This is a genomic window from Amycolatopsis sp. NPDC004625 (assembly GCF_040609695.1).
Classification (GTDB): Bacteria; Actinomycetota; Actinomycetes; order Mycobacteriales; family Pseudonocardiaceae; genus Amycolatopsis.
Genome location: NZ_JBEXKX010000042.1, coordinates 62,925 through 84,024, shown reverse-complemented (window position 1 = coordinate 84,024; position 21,100 = coordinate 62,925). Strand labels below are relative to the sequence as shown.

The 21,100-nt window shown below is 72.0% G+C and carries 14 protein-coding genes; 2 read left to right on the top strand and 12 right to left on the bottom strand.

Annotation, left to right across the window (positions count from 1 at the left end; all coding sequences use genetic code 11):
• Positions 1–90: 90 nt before the first annotated feature.
• The 5 genes from glgX (ABZW17_RS35740) to malQ form a co-directional block, all read right to left on the bottom strand.
• A complete protein-coding gene (gene glgX / locus ABZW17_RS35740; protein ID WP_354823969.1) occupies positions 91–2,238 on the bottom strand; it encodes a glycogen debranching protein GlgX in 2,148 nt (715 codons plus the stop codon).
• A 71-nt stretch (positions 2,239–2,309) separates the two neighbouring features.
• On the bottom strand, positions 2,310–4,025 hold the full coding sequence (treZ, locus tag ABZW17_RS35735; protein WP_354823967.1) for a malto-oligosyltrehalose trehalohydrolase: 1,716 nt from the start codon (positions 4,023–4,025) through the stop codon (positions 2,310–2,312).
• Positions 4,022–6,298, bottom strand: coding sequence for a malto-oligosyltrehalose synthase (treY, locus tag ABZW17_RS35730; protein ID WP_354823965.1), 2,277 nt, complete (start codon positions 6,296–6,298; stop codon positions 4,022–4,024). The genes treZ and treY overlap by 4 nt, the downstream gene beginning before the upstream one ends.
• Positions 6,295–8,421: a glycogen debranching protein GlgX gene (gene glgX / locus ABZW17_RS35725; RefSeq protein WP_354823963.1), complete on the bottom strand. Its 2,127-nt coding sequence runs from the start codon at positions 8,419–8,421 to the stop codon at positions 6,295–6,297. Before glgX (ABZW17_RS35725) ends, treY begins: the two co-directional genes overlap by 4 nt.
• A gap of 68 nt (positions 8,422–8,489) precedes the next feature.
• Entirely contained in the window at positions 8,490–10,448 is a 1,959-nt protein-coding gene (malQ, locus tag ABZW17_RS35720; RefSeq protein ID WP_354823961.1) for a 4-alpha-glucanotransferase, read from the bottom strand.
• Positions 10,449–10,571: 123 nt separating this feature from the next.
• Between malQ and ABZW17_RS35715 the strand changes: the two genes are divergently transcribed.
• A complete protein-coding gene (locus ABZW17_RS35715; RefSeq protein WP_354823959.1) occupies positions 10,572–12,035 on the top strand; it encodes an amino acid permease in 1,464 nt (487 codons plus the stop codon).
• Here the strand turns inward: ABZW17_RS35715 and ABZW17_RS35710 are convergent.
• From ABZW17_RS35710 to ABZW17_RS35700, 3 genes are all read right to left on the bottom strand, one after another.
• On the bottom strand, positions 12,013–12,795 hold the full coding sequence (locus ABZW17_RS35710; RefSeq protein ID WP_354823957.1) for a hypothetical protein: 783 nt from the start codon (positions 12,793–12,795) through the stop codon (positions 12,013–12,015). The genes ABZW17_RS35715 and ABZW17_RS35710 overlap by 23 nt on opposite strands.
• A gap of 71 nt (positions 12,796–12,866) precedes the next feature.
• Entirely contained in the window at positions 12,867–14,225 is a 1,359-nt protein-coding gene (locus ABZW17_RS35705) for a glutamine synthetase (protein WP_354823955.1), read from the bottom strand.
• A gap of 181 nt (positions 14,226–14,406) precedes the next feature.
• Complete coding sequence (locus tag ABZW17_RS35700) at positions 14,407–15,201, bottom strand: EamA family transporter (protein WP_354823953.1); 795 nt, start codon at positions 15,199–15,201, stop codon at positions 14,407–14,409.
• A 341-nt stretch (positions 15,202–15,542) separates the two neighbouring features.
• Between ABZW17_RS35700 and ABZW17_RS35695 the strand changes: the two genes are divergently transcribed.
• Positions 15,543–15,722, top strand: a complete 180-nt coding sequence (locus tag ABZW17_RS35695; RefSeq protein ID WP_191316871.1) for a hypothetical protein — start codon at positions 15,543–15,545, stop codon at positions 15,720–15,722.
• Between the two features lie 224 nt (positions 15,723–15,946).
• On the opposite strand, the gene ABZW17_RS35690 is transcribed toward ABZW17_RS35695, so the two are convergent.
• The 4 genes from ABZW17_RS35690 to ABZW17_RS35675 form a co-directional block, all read right to left on the bottom strand.
• Entirely contained in the window at positions 15,947–17,128 is a 1,182-nt protein-coding gene (locus tag ABZW17_RS35690) for an ROK family protein (protein WP_354823951.1), read from the bottom strand.
• An 11-nt stretch (positions 17,129–17,139) separates the two neighbouring features.
• A complete protein-coding gene (locus ABZW17_RS35685) occupies positions 17,140–18,603 on the bottom strand; it encodes an ABC transporter permease (RefSeq protein ID WP_354823949.1) in 1,464 nt (487 codons plus the stop codon).
• Positions 18,604–18,623: 20 nt separating this feature from the next.
• Complete coding sequence (locus tag ABZW17_RS35680; RefSeq protein ID WP_043783645.1) at positions 18,624–19,397, bottom strand: ATP-binding cassette domain-containing protein; 774 nt, start codon at positions 19,395–19,397, stop codon at positions 18,624–18,626.
• 90 nt (positions 19,398–19,487) lie between these two features.
• Complete coding sequence (locus ABZW17_RS35675; RefSeq protein WP_354823947.1) at positions 19,488–20,627, bottom strand: substrate-binding domain-containing protein; 1,140 nt, start codon at positions 20,625–20,627, stop codon at positions 19,488–19,490.
• Between the last annotated feature and the right edge of the window lie 473 nt (positions 20,628–21,100).

Below are 21,100 nucleotides of genomic sequence, written 5' to 3'. Positions count from 1 at the left end.
CTCGCGTACCCGGACGGTCGGCTCACCGTCCGACCCTCCGGGTACGCGAGCCGACCCCACAGGTACGCGGGCCGACCCGCCGGGTACGCGTCAGTAGGGTTCGGGGTGGGGTTCGGCGGCCAGGCGCGGGGCGCGGAGCAGGAGCAGCGAGCGGGACTGGAGGGTCACGCGGGTCTTGGCCTCCAGGGTGCCCGGGTTGGCCGGGCTGCCGTCCGCGGTGCTCGTGTCCAGCGTCGGCTTGAACGTCTCGCCGTACTCGCGGCCCGGCAGGATCACCTCGGCCGGGGCATCGCCGGCGTGCATCCACAGCAGCCACGAGTGGTCGGGCACCAGCTCGCCCTCGCGGTTGCGGGCCTGGCTGTTCGAGCCGTCGATCCACATGCCGAGCGTGTGCCGGTCCTCGAACCAGTCGCTCTCGCCGAACTCCTCGCCGTCCGGGCGGAACCAGACCAGGTCCGGCTTGCCGGTCGGGGTGGTCCGGCCTTCGAAGAACTCCGGCTGCCGCAGCGCCGGGCTGTTCGCGCGCAGCCGCACCACCCGGCGGGCGAACGCGAGCATGGTCTCGGCCTCCGGGTCGTCCGGCGTCCAGTCCAGCCAGGACGTCTCGTCGTCGAGGCAGTACGCGTTGTTGTTGCCGCCCTGGGTCCGCCAGAACTCGTCACCCGCGGTCAGCATCGGGGTGCCGGTGGACAGCAGCAGCGTCGCGAACAGGTTCCGGGCCTGCCGGGCGCGCAGCGCGCGGATCGCCGGGTCGGTGGTCGGGCCCTCGGCGCCGTGGTTCCACGAGCGGTTGTCGTTGGTGCCGTCGCGGTTGTCCTCGCCGTTGCCCTCGTTGTGCTTTTCGTTGTAGGACACCAGGTCCCGCAGCGTGAAGCCGTCGTGGGCGGTGACGAAGTTGATCGACTGCCAGGGCCGCCGCAGGTTGTGGTCGTAGAGGTCCGACGAGCCGGACAGCCGGTAGGCGAGGTCGCGGACGCCGGTCGTGCCGCGCCAGAAGTCACGCACGGTGTCGCGGTAGCGGCCGTTCCACTCCGCCCACTGGGCGCCGAAGCCGCCGACGCGGTAGCCCTCGCCGGTCGCGTCCCACGGCTCGGCGATCAGCTTGCAGCGCGAGAGCACCGGGTCGGTGGTGATCGCCGTGAGCAGCGTCGACGCCGGGTCGAACGCCCCGCCGCGCGGCCGCCCGAGGGTGCTGGCGAGGTCGAACCGGAAGCCGTCGACGCCCATCTCCTGCGTCCAGTACCGCAGCGAGTCGGTGACCAGCCGGACCACGGTCGGCGAGCCGGCCTCCAGCGTGTTGCCGCAGCCGGTGATGTCGGCCATGTGGCCGCGCTCGGTGTGCAGGTAGTACACCGGCGCGTTCAGCCCGCGGAAGCTCAGCGTCGGCCCGTCCGGGCCGCCCTCGCAGGTGTGGTTGAACACGACGTCGAGGATCACCTCGATGCCGGCCGCGTGCAGGGCGGCCACCATCAGCCGGAACTCCTCGACCTCGTGGCCGGGTTCGCTGGCGTAGGCGGCGTGCGGGGCGAAGAAGCCCAGCGGCGAGTAGCCCCAGTAGTTGTGCCGCCCGGCCCGGATCAGCGACGGCTCGTCGAGGAACGCGTGCACCGGCAGCAGCTCGACCGAGGTGACGCCGAGCCGGGTCAGGTACTCGATCGCCACCGGGTGGGCCAGGCCGAGGTACGTGCCGCGCAGGGGTGCCGGGATGAACGGGTGCCGCTGCGTGAAGCCCTTGACGTGCAGCTCGTAGACGACCGCCTCCTCGAACGGCACCTCCGGCTTGATCCCGGTGTCCGGGCCGCCGGGCGAGCTGACCACCGACAGCGGCACGCTGCCCAGGGAGTCCACAGTGGACATCGGCCCGCGCTCCGGGTCGCCGGTGAAGCCCTGGGCCGCGGTCAGGTCGGTGAGCCGGCCGGTGATCTGCCGGGCGTACGGGTCGAGCAGCAGCTTGTGCGGGTTGCAGCGCAGGCCGCGGGCCGGGTCGTAGGGGCCGTGGATCCGGTAGCCGTACCGCTGCCCCGGCGTCACCCCGGGCACCAGGCCGTGCCAGACGCCGAAGGTGCGCTCGGTGAGCGCGATCCGGCGTTCCGACCCGTCCGCGTCGATCAGGCACAGCTCGACGGCGTCCGCGAGGGCGGAGGTGATCGCGAACCGCACCCCGCCGGCCTCGGGGTGGGCGCCGAGCGGAAAGGGCCGGCCGGCGAGGACGTGGTCGGCGGAGGGTCGTGTGGCCATTCCTGAATCGTCCCAGATCTTCGGTGCTGCGTGCGCGCCATGACAGAGGAGTTACCGGGAGGCAACCGCCGTCAGGGTGTGGTTTCGACAATCGCGAAGGTGTCCGGGGGCAGGTGCGCGGCCCCACCGTCCACGGTGGCCGCTCCCCAGGTCAGCAGCGATGCCGCCGCCCCGAGCGGCAGGGTCACCGGGCCGGGGCCGAAGTTGAGGGCCAGCCGCAGCGCGCCGCGGTGCAGCACGAGCCAGGATCCGTCCGGTGCGGAGTCGATCCGCAGGTCCGCGACCCACGGATCGGCCAGCTCCGGCCGTTCCCGGCGCAGCCGGATCAACGCGCGGTAGAGCTCCAGCACCTCCCGGTGACCGGGCCGCTCGGGCTCGGCCCAGTCGAGCCGCGACCGTTCGACGGTGGCCGGGTCCATCGGGTCGGGCACGTCGGATTCGCCCCAGCCGTGCCGGGAGAACTCCCGACGGCGGCCCGTGCGGACGGCCTCGGCCAGCTCCGGGTCCGGGAAGGACGCGAAGAACTGCCACGGCGTGCTCGCCGCCCACTCCTCCCCCATGAACACCATCGGCGTGAACGGCGAGCAGAACAGGAGCGCCGCCCCGCAGGCCAGCCGGCCCGCCGGCACCGTCGCGGACAGCCGGTCGCCGGTCGCGCGGTTGCCGATCTGGTCGTGGTCCTGCAGGTAGCCGAGGAAGCGGTGGCCGGGCACGGTCCGCGTGTCGACCGGGCGGCCGTGGGTCCGCTCCCGGAACGACGACCAGGTGCCCGCGTGGAAGAACACCTCGCGCAGCACCCGCTCCAGGGCGTCCGGCGCGGCGAAGTCGGTGTAGTACCCGGTGGTCTCGCCGGTCAGCTTGACGTGCAGGGCGTGGTGGAAGTCGTCCGACCACTGGGCGTGCAGGCCGTGGCCGCCGCGCTCGCGGGGCGTGACGAGCCGCGGGTCGTTGAGGTCGGACTCGGCGATCAGCGTCAGCGGCCGGTTCAGCGCCGCGGACAGCGCGTCGACCTCGGTGGCGAGCTGTTCGAGCAGGTGGACCGCACGCCGGTCGAGCAGCGCGTGCACGGCGTCCAGGCGCAGCGCGTCGACGTGGAAGTCCCGGAACCAGCTCAGCGCGTTGTCGATCACGTACCGGCGGACCTCGTCGGACCCGGCGCCGTCGAGGTTGAGGCCGGGGCCCCAGTCGTTCTGGCCGGCGAAGTACGGGCCGAACCGGTCCAGGTAGGCGCCGGAGGGCCCGAGGTGGTTGTAGACGACGTCGAGCACGACCGCCAGCCCGCGCGCGTGGGCCGCGTCGACGAACCGCTTGAGCCCGTCCGGGCCGCCGTAGGGCTCGTGGACCGCACCCCACAGGACGCCGTCGTAGCCCCAGCCCGCGGTGCCGTCGAAGGCGTTGACCGGCAGCAGCTCGACGTGCGTGATGCCGAGGTCGACGAGGTGGTCGAGCCGGTCGATCGCCGCGTCGAAGGTGCCACCCCCGGTGAAGGTGCCGACGTGGAGCTCGTAGAGGACGGCGCCGGGCAGCTGCCGTCCGGTCCAGGCGTCGTCGGTCCAGGCGAACTCGCCGTGGTCGTAGACGCGCGATTCGGCGTGGACGCCGTGCGGCTGGTGGCGTGACCGCGGGTCGGGCAGCGGTTTCCCGTCGTCGTCCAGGAGGAAGGCGTAGTTGACGCCCTCGGCCTCGGCGTGCCACCAGCCGCCCTCGCCCGCGGTCATCTCGTGCACGCCTTCGTCGACGCTCACCCGGACCCGGCGGGCCGCCGGGGCCCACACGCTGAACTTCATGCGTCTCCTCGCACCAGCAACGCGACGGGGTAGCGGTCGAACAGGGTGGCCGGCTCGGGGCTCGCGTCGCGGCCGGTCAGGACGTCGGTCCAGACGCCGTCCGGCAGCGGGAGGACCGTGTCGCGCCAGCCGCCGCCGGCTTCGAGGCCGACCGGCAGCCGGGTCACCGCGACGGCGAGATCGGGGCTGCGGGTGTAGGCCAAGACGTGCGCGGCGGCCGGGCCCTCGGCCCGCAGCGGCCGGTAGCCGCGGAACAGCGCCGGGTGCTCGCGGCGCAGCCGCAGCGCGTTGTGCACGACCAGCAGCTTCGCCGCGCCCGACGCGTCGATCTCCGGCTGCTCGCCGTCGAGGATCCGGGCCAGGATCTCGCGGCGGGCCGCGTAGTCGACCGGGCGGCGGTTGTCCGGGTCGACCAGCGAGAAGTCCCACAGCTCGGTGCCCTGGTAGACGTCCGGGACGCCGGGCGCGGTCAGCTGGACGAGCTTCTGCCCGAGCGAGTTCACGTACCCGGCCCGCTCGATGCGCCGGACGAACCCGTCGACGTCCCCGGCCAGCTCGGCGTCGTTCACGACGTCTTCGGGCCAGGCGGCGACGTCGGCCTCGAACGCCTCGTCGTGCTCGGTCCAGCTGGTCCGGAGCTTGGCCTCCTTGGCCGCCTTGTCGAGGTAGTCGCGCAGCCGGGCCGGCTCGATCGGCCAGGTCGACACGAGCGTCTGCCAGGCCAGCAGGTTCAGCGACGGCTCGTCGATCCCCCGCCGCGCGGTCCACCGCCGGACGGCCCGGGCGAACTCGCCGGGCACCTCGGCGAGCACGGCCATCCGGGCGCGGGTGTCCTCGGAGCGCTTGGTGTCGTGGGTGGTCAGGGTCGTCATCGCGGCCGGGTAGCCGGCTTCGCGCTCGGCGGCCAGCCGGTGGAACTCCTCGACGCCGAGGCCGAACCGGTCCGGGTTGCCGCCGACCTCGTTGAGCGCGGCGAAGCGGGTGTAGCGGTAGAAGGTCGTGTCCTCGGTGCCCTTGGCCACGACCATCCCGGACGTCTGCTGCAGGCGGGTGGCCAGCTCGCTCTCCGGGTTCTTGCGCAGGACGCCGTCGAGCATCGCCAGCGGCTCGGCGAGGTCGGGCCGGGCGCGGCGGGCGCCGTCGATCGCCGCGGTCCAGTTCGCCGCGCCTTCGGGCAGGTAGGAGCGGTAGACGGGGAAGGCGATCATGGTCTCGGCCACCGCCTGCCGGGCCTGCACGGGGTCGACGTGGGGCAGCTGCGCGGCGATCCGCCGGACCTCGGCGACCAGGATGCGGTCGGTGACCAGGCGCCGGGCCTCGGCCTCGACGCGGTGGTAGCCGGTCTTCACGCCCAGCTCGTTCGCCAGCGCGGTGAAGTCCGGCTCGCCCGCCGGGTCGACGAAGACGCCGGCGATCTCGCGCAGGGCGTCGTAGCCGGTGGTGCCGTCGACCGGCCAGGTCTGCGGCAGCGGCTCGCCCGGGTGCAGGATCTTCTCGGCCACGATCCACGCGTTCGGCGCGTTCGCGCGCAGCCGCCGGAAGTAGCCGCCCGGGTCGGCGAGGCCGTCCGGGTGGTCGACGCGCAGGCCGGTGACGTCGCCGTCGGCGACCCAGCGCAGCACCTCGCCGTGCGTCTCGGCGAACACCTTCGGGTCTTCGACGCGGACCGCCGCCAGGGTGGTGATGTCGAAGAAGCGGCGGTAGTTCAGCTCGGCGTTGCCGCGGCGCCAGCCGATCAGGCGGTAGTGCTGGCGCTCGTGGACCTCCTGCGGCGTCCCGGATCCCGTGCCGGGGGCGATCGGGAAGCGGTGGTCGTAGTAGACGAGCTCGTCGCCTTCGACGGCCAGCTCGGCGACGGCGTCGTCGTCGCCGAGCACCGGCAGCCGGAGCGGGCCGCGGTCCCAGTCGATGTCGAAGAAGGACGCGTACTCGGAGTCGCGGCCGTGCGTCAGGACGTCCCACCACCAGCGGTTCGCCTTCGGCACCTCGACCGACATGTGGTTGGGCACGATGTCGACCACCAGGCCCAGCCCGAGCTCCTTCAGCAGGGCGGAGAGCTCCTGGCGGGCTGATTCGCCGCCCAGCGCGGGCCGCGCGCGGGTCGGGTCGACGACGTCGTAGCCGTGCGTCGAGCCCGGCGCCGCGTCCAGCACCGGCGACGCGTACAGCGCGCCGATGCCGAGGTCGCGCAGGTAGCCGGCGATGCCGGCCGCGTCGGCGAAGGTGAACTCCGGGCGCAGCTGGACCCGGTAGGTCGACTCCGGCACGGTCATTCGGGCTCCGTCTCCGTTCGTTGCAGCACGATCAGGGACCGGGCGGGCAGGGTGAGCCGGCCGCCGCCTTCGATCGGCTTCGCGTCGGCGGGGTCCACCTCGCCGGTCGCGGTGTCGACCACGACGGTCCAGCTCTGCCCGTAGCCGTTGCCCGGGAGAGTCGCGTCGATGTCCTCGTAGTGCGCGTTGAAGGCGAGCAGGAACGAGTCGTCCTCGACCTTCATCCCGCGCTGGTCGAGGTCGGGGATCGCCTTGCCGTTGAGGAAGACGACGACGGCCTTGCCGAAGCCGTCGTCCCAGTTCTGCTCGGTCATCTCCTCGCCGGCCGGGGTGAACCAGGCGATGTCGCCGAGCTTGTCGCCCTTGCCGACCGGGCCGCCCTGGAAGAACCGGCGGCGGCGGAACACCGGGTGCCGGTGCCGGAACGCGCCGAGACCGCCGGTGAACCGGACCAGGTCGGCGTGGCTCTTGGCCAGCTCCCAGTCCATCCAGGACAGTTCGGAGTCCTGGCAGTAGACGTTGTTGTTGCCCTGCTGGGTGCGGCCGAACTCGTCGCCGTGCAGGATCATCGGCACGCCCTGGGACAGCATCAGCGTCGCGAGCATGTTCCGCTGCTGCCGGACCCGCAGGTCGAGGACCTCGGGATCGTCGGTCTCGCCCTCGACCCCGCAGTTCCACGACCGGTTGTCGTCGGCGCCGTCACGGCCGTCTTCGCCGTTGGCCTCGTTGTGCTTTTCGTTGTAGGACACCAGGTCCCGCAGCGTGAAGCCGTCGTGCGCGGTGACGAAGTTGATCGACGCGAACGGGCGGCGGCCGTCGTCCTGGTAGAGGTCCGACGAGCCGGTGATCCGGCTCGCGAACTCCCCCAGCGTGGAGGGCTCGCCGCGCCAGAAGTCGCGGACGGTGTCGCGGAACTGCCCGTTCCACTCCGTCCACAGCGGCGGGAAGTTGCCGACCTGGTAGCCACCGGGGCCGACGTCCCACGGCTCGGCGATCAGCTTCACCTGGCTGACGATCGGGTCCTGCTGGACGAGGTCGAAGAACGTCGACAGCCGGTCGACGTCGTAGAACTCGCGCGCCAAGGCCGAGGCGAGGTCGAACCGGAAGCCGTCGACGTGCATTTCGGTGACCCAGTACCGCAGCGAGTCCATGATCAGCTGCAGGGTGTGCGGGTTGCGGACGTTGAGGGAGTTCCCGGTGCCGGTGTAGTCCATGTAGTACTCGGGCTCCCCCTCCACCAGCCGGTAGTAGGCCTCGTTGTCGATGCCCCGCATCGACAGCGTCGGCCCGAGGTGGTTTCCCTCGGCCGTGTGGTTGTAAACCACGTCGAGGATGACCTCGATCCCGGCCTCGTGGAAGGCCTTGACCATGCCCTTGAACTCCTGGACCTGGCCACCTTCGCCGGGCATCGCCGCGTAGGAGTCGTGCGGCGCGAAGTACCCGATCGTGTTGTAGCCCCAGTAGTTCGTCAGGCCCTTTTCGGCGAGACCGTGGTCGGTGACGAACTGGTGCACCGGCAGCAGTTCCACGGCGGTGACGCCGAGCTTCTGCAGGTGTTCGACGACGGCGGGGTGCGCGAGGCCGGCGTACGTTCCCCGCAGCGCTTCGGGCACGAACGGGTGGTGCACGGTCATGCCCTTGACGTGGGCCTCGTAGATGACCGTCTCGTTGTAGGGCCGCTTCGGCTGCCGGTCGTTGCCCCAGTCGAAGAACGGGTTCGCCACCAGCGAATACGGCACGTGCCCGGCGCTGTCGTCGTCGTTGCGCTCGTCCGGGTTGTCGAACTTGTAGCCGAACAGCGACTCGTCCCACTTCACGCCGTGCGAGACGGCCTTCGCGTACGGGTCGATGAGCAGCTTGTTCGGGTTGCAGCGCAGGCCGCGCTTCGGGTCGTACGGGCCGTGGACCCGGAACCCGTAGCGCTGGCCGGGGCCGACGTTGAGCAGGTAGCCGTGGTGGACGAAGCCGTCGACCTCTTCGAGCGCGTACCGCGTCTCCTTGCCCTCGGCGTCGAACAGGCACAGTTCGACGCGCTCGGCCACCTCGGAGAACAGGGCGAAGTTCGTCCCGACTCCGTCGTAGGTGGCGCCGAGCGGGTAGGGCGTTCCGGGCCAGGGCCGCACTGGGTTCTCCTCGAGCTTGGGTCGTGCCGGTGACGTACCACCGGGGGTCGCACGCGCGGGGGTGGTCGTTACCCGGGCAGCGGCCGGGCCGCCGCCAGCGGCGCGACCGCGGCGCGGACCCCCTTGGCGGTGAAGAAGCCGTCGACGCTGACGGGCAGGCGAATCCGCCAGTTAGGGTACTGGTCGACGGTTCCGGGCAGATTCGGCTGCCGCACCTGGCCCGTGACGTCGGCCGGCGAGGTCAGTACCAGGCGCGAAGCGGCCCTCGCGAGCAGGGTGTGCAGCGCGACGACCGGGTCGTCGTCCGGAATCCCTTCACGCGCAACGAGTTCGAACAACGCCTTCCGCTCCTCGGCGGCGGCCTGTTCCTCCGCTTCGACCCCGCGGTCCAGCAGGCCCAGCTCGGCCCGGACCCGGACGTGCTCGCCCTGCAGCCAGCCCGCGACGGTCGGCAGGTCGTGCGTGGAGATGCTGGCCATCGCGTCCGGGTCCCAGCTGCCCGGCGACGTGAACGGCCGGCCGGGCGCGTCCCAGTCGCGTTCGAACCACAGCACGGCCGAGCTCAGCATCCCCCGTTCGTGCAAGGTGTCGGTGACGACCTCTTCGACGGTGCCGAGGTCCTCCCCCACGACGACGGCGCCGGCCCGGTGCGCTTCGAGCGCGAGCACGCCGACCATCGCTTCGGCGTCGTAGTGCACGTAGGTGCCGCGGTGCGCGGGCTCGCCCGGCGGGATCCACCACAGCCGCCACAGACCGGCGATGTGGTCGACGCGGATGCCGTCGGCGAAGCGGAGAACGCCCCGGACGACGTCCCGGAAGGGCGCGTACCCGGCCTCGGCGAGCTTGTCCGGCCGCCACGGCGGCAGGTTCCAGTCCTGCCCCTGCTGGTTGAAGGCGTCCGGCGGCGCGCCGACCCGCACGCCGGCGGCGAAGACGTCGTCGAGCGCCCACGTGTCGGCCCCGCCGGGGTGCACCCCGACCGGCAGGTCGTGCACGATCCCGACGGACATCCCGGCCTCCCGCGCGGCCCGCCGCGCGGCTTCCAGCTGGACCCGGCAGAGGTGCTGCAGCCAGGCGTGGAAGGCGACCCGGTCCTGGAGTTCTTCGCGCGCCTTCGCGGTGGCCGGTCCGGCCGGGTCGCGCAGGTCCCCGGGCCAGTCCCGCCAGTCGCCGCCGTGCCGCTCGGCGAGGGCGCAGAAGAGCGCGAAGTTCGTCAGGTCGGCCTCTTCGGGCACCGCTTCGACCCGGTGCGGCCACAGCAGCTCGAGCGCGGCGCGTTTGGCGGTCCAGACGGCGTCGTAGTCGACGAGCTCGCCTTCGCGGTCCGGAGCGAGGGATTCGACGGCCGCCCGGGTGGCCGCATCGGCCTTCTCGAAGGTCTCGGTGGCGGTGACGCGCAGGTAGACGGGGTTGGCGAACCGGCGGCTCGCGGGCGAGTAGGGCGAGCGTTCGACCGGGTGGGCGGGGCTGATCGCCTGCACGGGGTTGACGAGCAGCACCCCGGCGTCCAGTTCGGCGGCGGACCGGGCGGCGAAGGTGGCGAGGTCGGCGTAGTCGCCGATGCCCCAGGAGCCGGCCGAGTGCAGGGCGTAGAGCTGCAGCATCCAGCCCCACGCGGGCCGCACCCGCGGCAGCGACGCCGGCACGACGGCGAGCACCACGTCCTGGTCGGCGGTGACGACCCGGTGCCACCCGAGCGGCAGGTCCGCGGGCAGCGCCCCGTCGGCCGTCCGCCGCCGCGTCCCGTCTTCGAGGACGACCTCGGCGTCGACGCCCAGCGCCCGGCCGGCGCCTTCCCGCACGACGATCGTCGGCGGCAGCGCGGCGGGCGCCGCGGCCAGCGCGGTGAGGGCGGCGGCGATGGCGGCTTCGCTGGTCGCGTCGACCCCGAACTGGCCCAGGACGGCGACGACGACGTCGTCGTCCACGTCCACCCAGACCCGGTCGGCGTTCTCGTACCGGGTGGCCACCCCGTAGCGGTCGGCGAGCTCGTGCAGGGCGGTGCGGGCGGGGATCTGTTCGGGCACGGGACCAGCATTCCGGTGCCCGGCCGTTCCCGCCATCCGCACGGGACGACGTCACTCCGGTGGCCCGGTGATCGCCCGCCCGGCCGATCTGCGGGCGGGCCCGTGACCTTCTAACTTCTCCTCATGGGTGTGCGGAGAACGCTGAACGTGGACGAGGTCCTGGCGCGCCAGGACTCCGGGGAGCTCAAACGGCGGCTGCGCGGACGCGACCTGGCCGGGTTCGGCGTCGGGATCATCATCGGCACCGGCATCTTCACCCTCGCCGGCGTGGAGGCGAAGACGCACGCGGGGCCGGCCGTGACGCTGTCGTTCGTGCTCGGCGCGGTCGTCGCCGGGCTGGCGGCGCTGTGCTACGCCGAGCTCGCCTCCAGCGTCCCGACGGCCGGGAGCGCCTACACCTACGCCTTCGCGACCCTCGGCGAGGTGTTCGCCTGGATCATCGGGTGGGACCTGCTGCTGGAGTTCGCCCTCGGCGCGGCGGTCGTCTCCCGCGGCTGGTCGGGGTACCTGGCGAACCTGCTCGGGCTGTCACCGGCGTGGTTCGGCGAGGACGCGAAGGTGAACGTCGGCGCCGTGCTGATCATCGCGGTGCTGACGGTGGTGGCCGTGCTGGGCATCAAGGAGTCGGCCTGGCTGACCAACCTGCTGGTGTGCGTCAAGGTCGCCGTCTGCGTGCTGGTGCTCGCGGTCGGCCTGTTCTTCGTCAAGGGCGCGAACCTGACCCCGTTCATCCCGCCGGCCCAGGCACCGCAGGGCGGTTCGTCGGTGCTGGAACAGCCGATCGTGCAGGCCGCGCTCGGGCTGGAGCAGTCGGTCTACGGCATCGCCGGGATGATCACCGCGGCCGCGGTGGTCTTCTTCGCCTACACCGGTTTCGAGGCGCTCGCGAACCTCGGCGAGGAGACGCTGAACCCGCGCAAGGACCTCCGCGTCGGCATCCTCGGCGCGCTCGGCGTGTGCGCGCTGCTCTACATCGGCGTGTCGATCGTGCTGACCGGGATGATCCCGTTCACCGACATCGACACCGGTGCGCCGCTGGCGGACGCGTTCGACCGGGTCGGCCAGCACTGGGTGGGCGCGCTGATCTCGCTCGGCGCGGTGACCGGGCTGACGTCGGTGATGATGGTCGAGCTGGTGACGATCGGCCGGATCGGCTTCGCGATGGGCCGCGACGGCCTGCTGCCGAAGGCGCTCGGCCGCACGCACCCGCGCTGGGGCACCCCGCACCGGATGACCATCGGCGGCGCGGGGCTGATCGCCGTGCTGGCGGCGTTCATCCCGATCTCCGAGCTGGCCGACATGGTCAGCATCGGCGCACTCTCGGCGATGATCATCGTCGCGGTGGCGGTGCCGGTGTTGCGGCGCCGCCGTCCGGACCTGGAGCGGCCGTTCACGGTGCCGTTCTCGCCCGTCGTCCCGGTGGTGGCGGCGCTGGCGTGCCTGTACCTGATGCTGAACCTCAACGTGCTGACCTGGATCCGGTTCGCCGCGTGGCTGGTGATCGGCCTGGTGATCTACTTCGCCTACGGGCGGCGGCACTCCCGGTTCGCCCCGGACGCCCCGGTCAGTCCCAAGGGGACGGACTGAGCCCGGCGACCCGGGCCGCTTCGCGCACCACGGCGGCCTGGCCGGTGTCGACGACCACGAGGACGCCGAGGCCGGCCAGCGCCGCCGTCACCCATTCGACGGGCTGGTCGTGCAACCCGTTGTCCCCCAACGACGGATAAGTGTCCACAACGGACAACAACGTGCCTTCGGCGCCGATGCGGATCCCGGCCAGGAGGACGAAGTGCCCGCCGGGCGGGCGCCAGCGGGACGTCCACAGAGGCGGGACGCCGGTGTCGAGGTAGTCGAGCAGCGCGCGTTCCGGGGTGTCGTGGGCGCCGAGCTCGGCGCCGTCGATCCGGGCGATCACCGCGACGCGCGGGACGTCCCACAGCCCGACCAGCAGGTCGAAGAGCGACTCGGTGGTCCACTCCCCCGTCACCGGCACCGCGGTGAGAGCGCCGCGCGACAGCGACCCGACGGCCGCCGCCAGCCCGGAAACCCGGGTGCCCGCCGCGGCCGGGTCGTCGACGACCGGCAGGGGCAGCCGGAACCCGGCGCGCCCGGCCTCGCCCCGCGGCCGCACCACCGGGCCGCGGACCGTGCCCGCGGCCGCCGCGACGGCGTCCTGGTCGGGTACGTCGAGCCCGGCCGCCCGGAGCGCGGCGAGCCCGCAGAACGCCGCGGCCAGGCCGTCTTTCTGGGGCAGTTCCGCCTGGGCCACCGCGGCCAGCCGGGCACCGCCCGGCAGCCACCGCACCCCGGACAGGTCCAGCTGCCCGCCGTCGATCCCCGAAGACATCGGTCCCCTCGAACCTCGTTCAGCCGTCGTCCGGCGCGAGTGTCAGCGCCGTCCTGACCAGAATAAGGTTCTCAGTACCGCCAAAGGTGGGCGGCGACGATCTCCTCGACCGGGCGTTCGGCCGCCCAGGCCGCGTCGGACGCCCGCACCGCGCGGAAGGCGCCCAGCAGCTCGTCTCCGAGCACCCCGGCGATCCGCGGCGCCGCCACGAGCGCGGCGTCCTGCGCCGCGGTGTCGGCGGGCAGCCGCCGCACGCCGCGGGCGTCCCGGTCGGCGTCCGGCCAGCCGCCCGGGTCCTCGCCGATCGGTTCGGGCAGCGCGGGCGCGTCCTCGATGCCGGCCATCCCGGCGGCCAGCACCGCGGCCAGCGCGAGGTACGGGTTGGCCGAGGCGTCGGAGGTCTTGAGCTCGACGTTCGCGTGGTCGGCGCCCAGCAGCGTCGAGCCGGGGACGTACCGCAGCGGCGCCTCCCGGTTTTCGACGCCCCAGAACGCGTACGCGCCGGCGAAGAAGCCGGGCCGCAGCCGCAGGGTCGACGGGACGCTCGGCGCGGTGATCGCGGTCAGGGCCGGCAGGTCGCGCAGCAGCCCGGCGAGGTACCCGGCGCCGTCTCCGCCGGGCCGCCCGGTCTCGTCGCTTTCGAGCAGGTTGCGGCCGTTGCGGCGGACGGAGGTGTGCAGGTGCCAGCCGTTCCCGGCCGCCCCGGCGCCGATCATCGGCGCGAAGCTGACGGCGAGCCCGTGCACGCGCGCGGCGGCGTGGATGGTCTGCCGCGCGAGCAGCTGGTCATCGGCGGCGGACACCGGATCGGTGGCGGCCAGCGACAGTTCGAGCTGCGCAACGCCGTACTCGGCGTGCAGCTGGCCGATCCGCAGGCCGTTGGCGGCGAAGTCGTGCAGCAGGGCGGCGACGAACCCGTCGAGACCGACGAGGGCGTGCGGGCTGTAGGCCGGCCCGGGGTGCCCGGGCGTGGCGAGGATGCCGGGGCTCCCGGCGGGAGCGACCGCGAATTCCAGCTCGTACCCGGCCCGGAACTCCAGCCCGCGCCGCGCGGCCTCGGCGACCTGCCGTTCGAGGACGGCCCGCTGGCAGTAGGGCCACGGGTCGCCCTCCCGGGTGAGCTGCCGGACGGGAGCCCAGGCGAGCGCGGGCTGCCCGGCAAGCCGCCGCAGCCGGTCGACGACGGGCACGAGCCGCACATCCCCGGACGGCGTGCCGAGGCCGGGGTGCGCGTAGGTGATGGCGTCGTGGCTGTCGAAGACGGCGAAGAGCGAGGTGACCCCCACACCTCGGGTGGCGGCATCGGCGAGCCCGGCGACGGGCACGATGCGAGAGCGCGGGATGCCGTTGTTGTCGGCCCAGGCGAGGTGGACACCGCCCACGCCGGCGGCGGCGAAGTCCTTCGCCGCGGCTGATGCCGCTTTCGTCATGGCCACCCGCTTTCGTGCCGCCCGGGGTAAGTATCACGGGTGGGCGGGATGGGGGCCACCACGATCCGGCGGTGGCGGTGGCCGGGGTTGGGGCCGCGCTGGACCTGGGTGCCTGACGGCCACGACGATCCGGCGGCGCCGCCCCGGGGAATCCTGCCGACCCCACGCCACCGCCCTTCCCTCACCCCGGTGGTTCCGACCCCGCCGCCTCGCGGCTCCGCAGCGCCACCCCCGCGACCACCGCGAGCGTCCCCGCCGCCTCCACCACGCTCGGTACCTGGCCGAGCAGCACGAACCCCATCACCCCCGCCGTCACCGGGAGCAGTGCCAGCAGCGTCGCGAACCGGGCCTGGCCCACCCGGCGCAACACCACCTGGTCGAGCCCGTACGGCACCACCGTCGACAGCACCCCCACCCCGACCCCCAGCAGCAGCAACCGTGGCGAGGACCACACCGGGCCCGTCCCCAGCGCCAGCGGGGACAACACCACCGTCCCCGCGAGGAAGCCGATCGCCAGGCTGTCGATGCCGTCGCCACCCACCGCCACCCGCTTGCCCAGGAGGATGTACCCCGCCCAGGCCAGGGCCGCGCCCAGGGCGAACGCCACGCCCCAGAAGCTGCCTCCGATGCGGACGTCCGCGATGGCCACCACGCCCGCCGCCACCAGGACCAGCGCCAGCGCGTCGCGCAGGGTCCGGGAGCCCAGGGCCGCCACCACCACCGGGCCCGCGAACTCCATCGCCACCGCCGTGCCCAGGGGGAGGCGGGCGATCGCCTCGTAGAACAGCACGTTCATGCCCGCCGTCACGACGCCGAACACGATCGCCAGCAGCAGCCGCCTGCCGCGCCAGGCCGCCCGGCCCGGGCGGCGCCACGCCAGCAGGACCACCGCCGCGCCGAGGCAGCGGAGCCAGGCCACGCCCGCCGGGGTCGCGTGGCCGAACAGGCCGACCGCGACCGCCGCTCCGGCGTACATCGAAATTCCGCTGAGAACGAACAAGAGCGGAGCGGGTACCGCGGAAAGCCGTCGCGGCGAAGTCACCGTACTCACCGTCCCATGGTGCCTGACCACGGAAAACGTAACTCTCCGGGTATTCGTCTCCTGGAATGCGGGATCCGGTTACGGCATCCGGGGTAAATCGACGTGACTCAGGTCCCACCGGCGCGGGAACACTTGCGAGCCGCGAAACGTCTGGAACAGTGGAAGCACGAACACGCGGAGCCGGAGGCGATCGCCGCCACCGGCAGCAGTCCCGAAGTGGGCGTAGCTGGATCGATGGCACCGGGCGACCGGTGCCGGGACGGAGGGAGACCCCCATGACATCGCCGACGCTCACCCGCCCCGAACTGACCGCCGCCGACCGCTGTGACCGGTGCGGAGCAGCAGCTCAGGTACGCGCTGTCCTCTCCGGAGGCGGCGAACTGCTCTTCTGCGGGCACCACGCCCGCGAGCACGAGGCCAAGCTCAAGGAACTGTCCGCCGACATCCAGCGGTAACACAGACGTAGGGAAAGGCGGCCGGTGCGCACAGGCACCGGCCGCCTTTCTGCATCTTGCAGATCGAGTCTTATTCGGGCTAGGCCGCCGCACCCACCCACCCGGCCGCCGCCGGGCAGCGCCAGTCATGCGGCGGCCGACGGCTGAATAAGGCTCGCCGCGTGTCGGATATCACGTTATGGCGGCGAACCGCAGTGATTGCGGACACGAAAGCGGACAGAAAATCAGACAGAATCCAGCACCACTTCGAACGCCACCTCGGCCGCACCCAGCAGCCGCCCGTCGGCGCCCAGCGCCGAGCTGACGATCCGGGTGCCGCCGACCGCACGGCTCACCAGGCTGCGCCGCCGGACCTCGGTGCCGACGTGCCGCAGCACCGCCTCCGGCAGCACCGTCAGCAGGTCGCCGAGGATCACCAGCTGCGGCCCCAGCAGGTTGACGACGTTGATCAGCCCCAGGGTCAGCCACTCGGCGAACTCCGCGAGCCGCGTCATCGCCGCCTCCGGGTCGCGGCCCAGCTCGCGCAGCTCGAACAGGATCGCCCCGCGCGCGGTGTCCTCGGCCAGGCCGAGCGCCCGGCACAGCGCCGCTTCGCCGACCTCGGTCTCCCAGCAGCCGCTGCTCCCGCAGTAGCACGCGCGGCCGTCCGGGCGGATCACCATGTGCCCGATCTCGCCGACGTACCCCGAGCCGCCGCGCAACGCCGAGCCTTCGGCGATCACACCGCCGCCCACACCGACGTCCGCCGAGATGTACACGATGTCGGACGCCCCGCGGGCGGCCCCGCGCAGGTGCTCGGCCACCGCGCCGAACTCGGCGTCGTTGCCGACCAGGATCGGGATCTGCAGCACGCCGCCGAGCCGCTCGCCCAGGGCCACGTCGGTCCAGCGCAGGTTCGGGGCCTCGTGCACGTGCCCGTCCGCGCGCCGGACGACGCCGGGCACCGACACCCCGGCCGCCACCGGGGTCACGTCGAGGTCGCCGGCCAGGATGGCCGTCGACTCGATGATGTGGGTGATGACCTCCTCGGGCTGGCCCATCCGGCCGCGCAGGTTCCAGCTGTTGCGGCCCAGGATCTGGCCGCCCAGCCCGACCAGGGCGATCGCGACGTGCTCGACCTGCAGGTCGACCGCGAGCACGACCGCCGCGTGCGGCTGGGGCAGGACCAGGAGCGAGGGGCGGCCCGCCCCTCGTCCCGGCCTCGGCACCTTCTCCTCGACGACACCGGCTTCGGCGAGCCCGTCGACGAGGGTCTTGATCGTGCTCCGGTTGAGCCCCAGCTGGGTCGCCAGGGTCGCCCGGGTGCTCGGCCCGCCGACGTGCAGCAGGCGGAGCAGGGTCGTGCGGTTGTGCCGGCGCACCTCGTCCGGTCGAGCGACGGGTGTGCTGGTCACGGGCTTTATCATTCCATGCTGGCTCAGCGCGCCGACGCAGCCGCGCGGCGCCGGGACAGCGCGTCGACCGTGGCGGCGAGCAGCAGGACCAGACCGGTGATGATGTTGACCACCGCGGCCGGCTGCTTGAGCAGGCCGAGACCGTTGATGACGACCGCGATCACGAGCCCGCCGACCACCGCGTCGGACACCCGGCCCTTGCCGCCGAACAGCGACGTGCCGCCGATGACGGCCGAGCCGACCGCGAACAGCAGCGTGTTGAGGCCACCGGACTGCGGGCTGACCGAACCGACCTTCGACGCGGCGACGATGCCGCCGATGGCCGCGATCGCCGAGCCGATGACGAACACGCTCGCCCGGATCTTCGGCACGTCGATACCGGCGCGGCGGGCAGCTTCCTTGTTGCCGCCGACCGCGTAGACGTACCGGCCGTACCGGGTCCGGTTGAGCACGTAAGTCCCGGCCACCAGCAGCACCAGCATGATCGGGATGACGTACGGGACGCCCTCGATCGTGACGACCGCCTTGTTCGGCGAGCGGTTGATCGTCAGCAGCCAGGTGCCGATCGCCGAGAGCACGACGAGCGCGCCGACCTTGACCATCACCAGCGCCGTCGGCTGGACGACCAGGCCGCGCTGGAGCCGCTTGAAGTGGCTGGTCAGCGTGATGACCGCGAACCCGCCGGCCGCGAGGAGGAAGAAGATCCAGCTGCCCAGGATGTTCAGGTTGCCGTTGGCGATCTTGTACAGGACGTCCGAGTTGCTGATGCCGATCGTGCCGCCCTCACCGATGAACTGCAGCAGGACGCCCTGCCACACGATGAACAGCGCCAGCGTCACGACGAAGGACGGCATGCCGATCTTCGACACGAGGAAGCCGGTGATGCAGCCGATCGCGGTGCCGACGCAGATGGCCAGCAGGATCTCCAGCCAGGCGTTGGCCGGGACACCGATCGCGACGAGCAGCAGGCCGACCAGCGACAGCGCGGCGCCGGCCCAGATCCGCTGGTAGGCGGACAGCAGCATGGCCAGCGCCAGCACCCCGATGAACGTGATGAACACGCCGGTGCCCATGTTGCCCAGCAGGTTGCCGTTCTGGACGTAGTGCAACGCCATCACCGACGCGGCGACACCGGAGGCCACACCGGCGGCGAGGTCGATCTCGCCGAGCAGCAGCACGAACACGATGCCCATCGCGATGATGATGACGCCCGCGCCCTGCGGGAACACGTTGGCGATGTTGGCCAGCGTGAAGAAGTTGTCCGACAGCGCGCTGAACAGGATGACCAGCACGAGCAGGCCGAACAGCGAAGGCAGCGCGCCGAGTTCGCCGGCCCGGAGGCGGGCGAAGTAGTCGCGGACGGCTTCGCCGGGTGACATCGATGTCGTGTCGATGCCGAAGTCGGAGATCGCCCCGGTGGGGGCCTGGGTCTGCGCGAGCGCGTCGGCGGGGGTGCCGACCTCGTGCTTGGCAGGGGTTTCAGTCATTTCCGGTTCTTTCTTCCCGCTCACAGGACCACGGCTTCGGGCCGGGCCAGGCCGAGGTCACCGGAGCGACCGGCGGTGATCAGTTCCACGACCTGGCCGTGGGTGACGTCCTTCGTGTGCACCTCGGCGACGAGCCGGCCGAGGTAGAGCACGGCGATGCGGTCGGCGACCTCGAACACGTCGGCCATGTTGTGGCTGATCAGCACGACCCCCAGGCCCTGCTCGGCCAGCCGGCGGACCAGGTCGAGCACCTGCCGGGTCTGCGCGACGCCGAGGGCGGCGGTCGGCTCGTCCAGCACGACGACCTTGCTGTTCCACAGCACCGACTTCGCGATGGCGACGGTCTGCCGCTGGCCACCGGACAGCGAGGAGACCGGCGTGCGGACCGACTTCACGGTCCGGACCGAGAGGGAGGCCAGCGTCTCGCGGGCGGCCTTCTCCATGCTGGCTTCGTCGAGCTTCCAGGAACTGCCGCGTTCGCGGCCGAGGAACATGTTCTGGACGATGTCGAGGTTGTCGGCGAGCGCGAGGTCCTGGTAGACCACCTCGATGCCGAGCTCGGCCGCGTCCTTCGGGCCGCGGATGTGGGCGTCCTCGCCGTTGAACCGCACGGCCCCCGAGTCGTACGGGTGGATGCCGGCGATGCACTTGACGAGCGTCGACTTGCCGGCGCCGTTGTCGCCGACCAGTGCGGTCACTTCGCCCGCGCGCACGTCGAAGTCCACGTCGTGGAGGACGTGGACCGGCCCGAAGCTCTTGTTCAGGCCCTTGATCTCGAGAATGGGCTCACTCATGGATGGGCTTTCTCCTGGGTGGGGACCGGGCCGGGACGCGCCGTCGGGGTGCGCGTCCCGGCCCGGCTGTTCAAGGGGTGGTGCGGGGGCTCAGGAGATGCCGAGCGAGCTGCACTTGGCGGCGAGGTCGCCACCGCAGATCTCGGTCGCCTTCACGTAGCCCTGGGTGACGACGGTCTTGATGTCCTTGGCCAGGATCGTCGTCGGGGTCAGCAGCACGGACTTGATGTCGCGGTTGCCCTTCGGGTCGTGCAGCTTGCCGGTCGCGATGGCGTCGGCACCGGCCTTGTCGCCCTTGGCCAGCGCGGCGGCCAGCTTGGCGCTCGCCTCCGCCTCTTCCTTGATCGGCTTGAAGACGGTCATGTACTGCTCGCCGCGCATGACCGCCATGAGGCCGTCCGCGGTGGCGTCCTGGCCGGTGACCGGGATCTTGCCGTTGAGGCCGTTCTTCTTGAGGATGGTGATGACCGCGCCCGCCAGGCCGTCGTTCGCCGCGACAACGCCGTCGACCTTGCCGCCGTTGGCCTGGAAGATCTGCTCGAACGTGGTGCCGCCGAGCTGGTTGTCCCAGTCGTTGATCGGCTGCTTCTGGATCCGCTTGAGCGCGCCGGAGGAGAACAGCGGCTCGAGGACGGAGTCCTGGCCGTTGGTGAACAGCGTGGCGTTGTTGTCGGTCGGGGCGCCCTCGATCTGGACGACGCCCGCGCCCTTCTTGTCCTTGAGCGCGTCGGCCATGGCCTGGCCCTGCAGCTGGCCGACCTTCTCGTTGTCGAACGAGACGTAGTACTCGGCGCTGCCGCCGAGGCTCGGGCGGTCGTAGTTGATGACCGGGATGCCCGCGGTCTTCGCCTTGGCCTCGACGGCGGCACCGACGGCCGGGTCGGACGGGGCGATGATCAGGACCTTGACGCCGGAGCTGATGAAGCCGTCGGCCAGCGTGGAGAACTTCTGGGCGTCGCCCTGGGCGTTCTGGACGTCGGCGTCGAAGCCCTGCGCCGCGAGGGCGGCCTGGAGCATCGGCTTGTCGAAGGCTTCCCAGCGGGCCGAGCTGGCGGTCTCCGGCAGGATGACGCCGACCTTGCCGCTGGCACCGCCGGCGGCGGCCGGGGCGGACGAGGAAGCGGAGTTGCTCCCGGTGCCCCCGCTGTTCGAACTGTTGGTACCGCAAGCGGTCAGCACCAGGCCGGTGCTCACCGTGGCGGCGAGGAGGGTAAGGGTTCTGCTGCGCATCCTCGTTCCTTCCGGATCCAAGCATTGGTGACGAGCGGCCGTCGGCGTGTGCTTCGGGCCAGCGAGGCGGCGATCCGGGAGGCCCGGCGCACCGTCGCGCATATGTTGTGGGCGACAACATATGCCGCTGAGCGGCTGCGGGGAAGATAGCTGGATCGATTAAATGACACCAATTGGACACGGTTCGGCAACACGGGCTGAACCTCGCCCGGAAAGAGTAGATCCGCTGACGATGTGATCGCCAGCACTCACGGTTAGTTACATCGAGGTTTCACGAGGCTGTGACCTTGCTCCGGTCGTGTACACCCAGCGCAACCTGTGGCGAACCCACGACACCGGCGCGCGTTTGGTCGCCGACTTGCGGACTTGGCCGCCGGAACTGCCCGATCGGCCACTGCGCCCGGGACGGACGGGCGAGCCGCCGGTGACAGAGTGATACACAGCGTCACAAGCCCGGCGGTGCGGTGACGCAG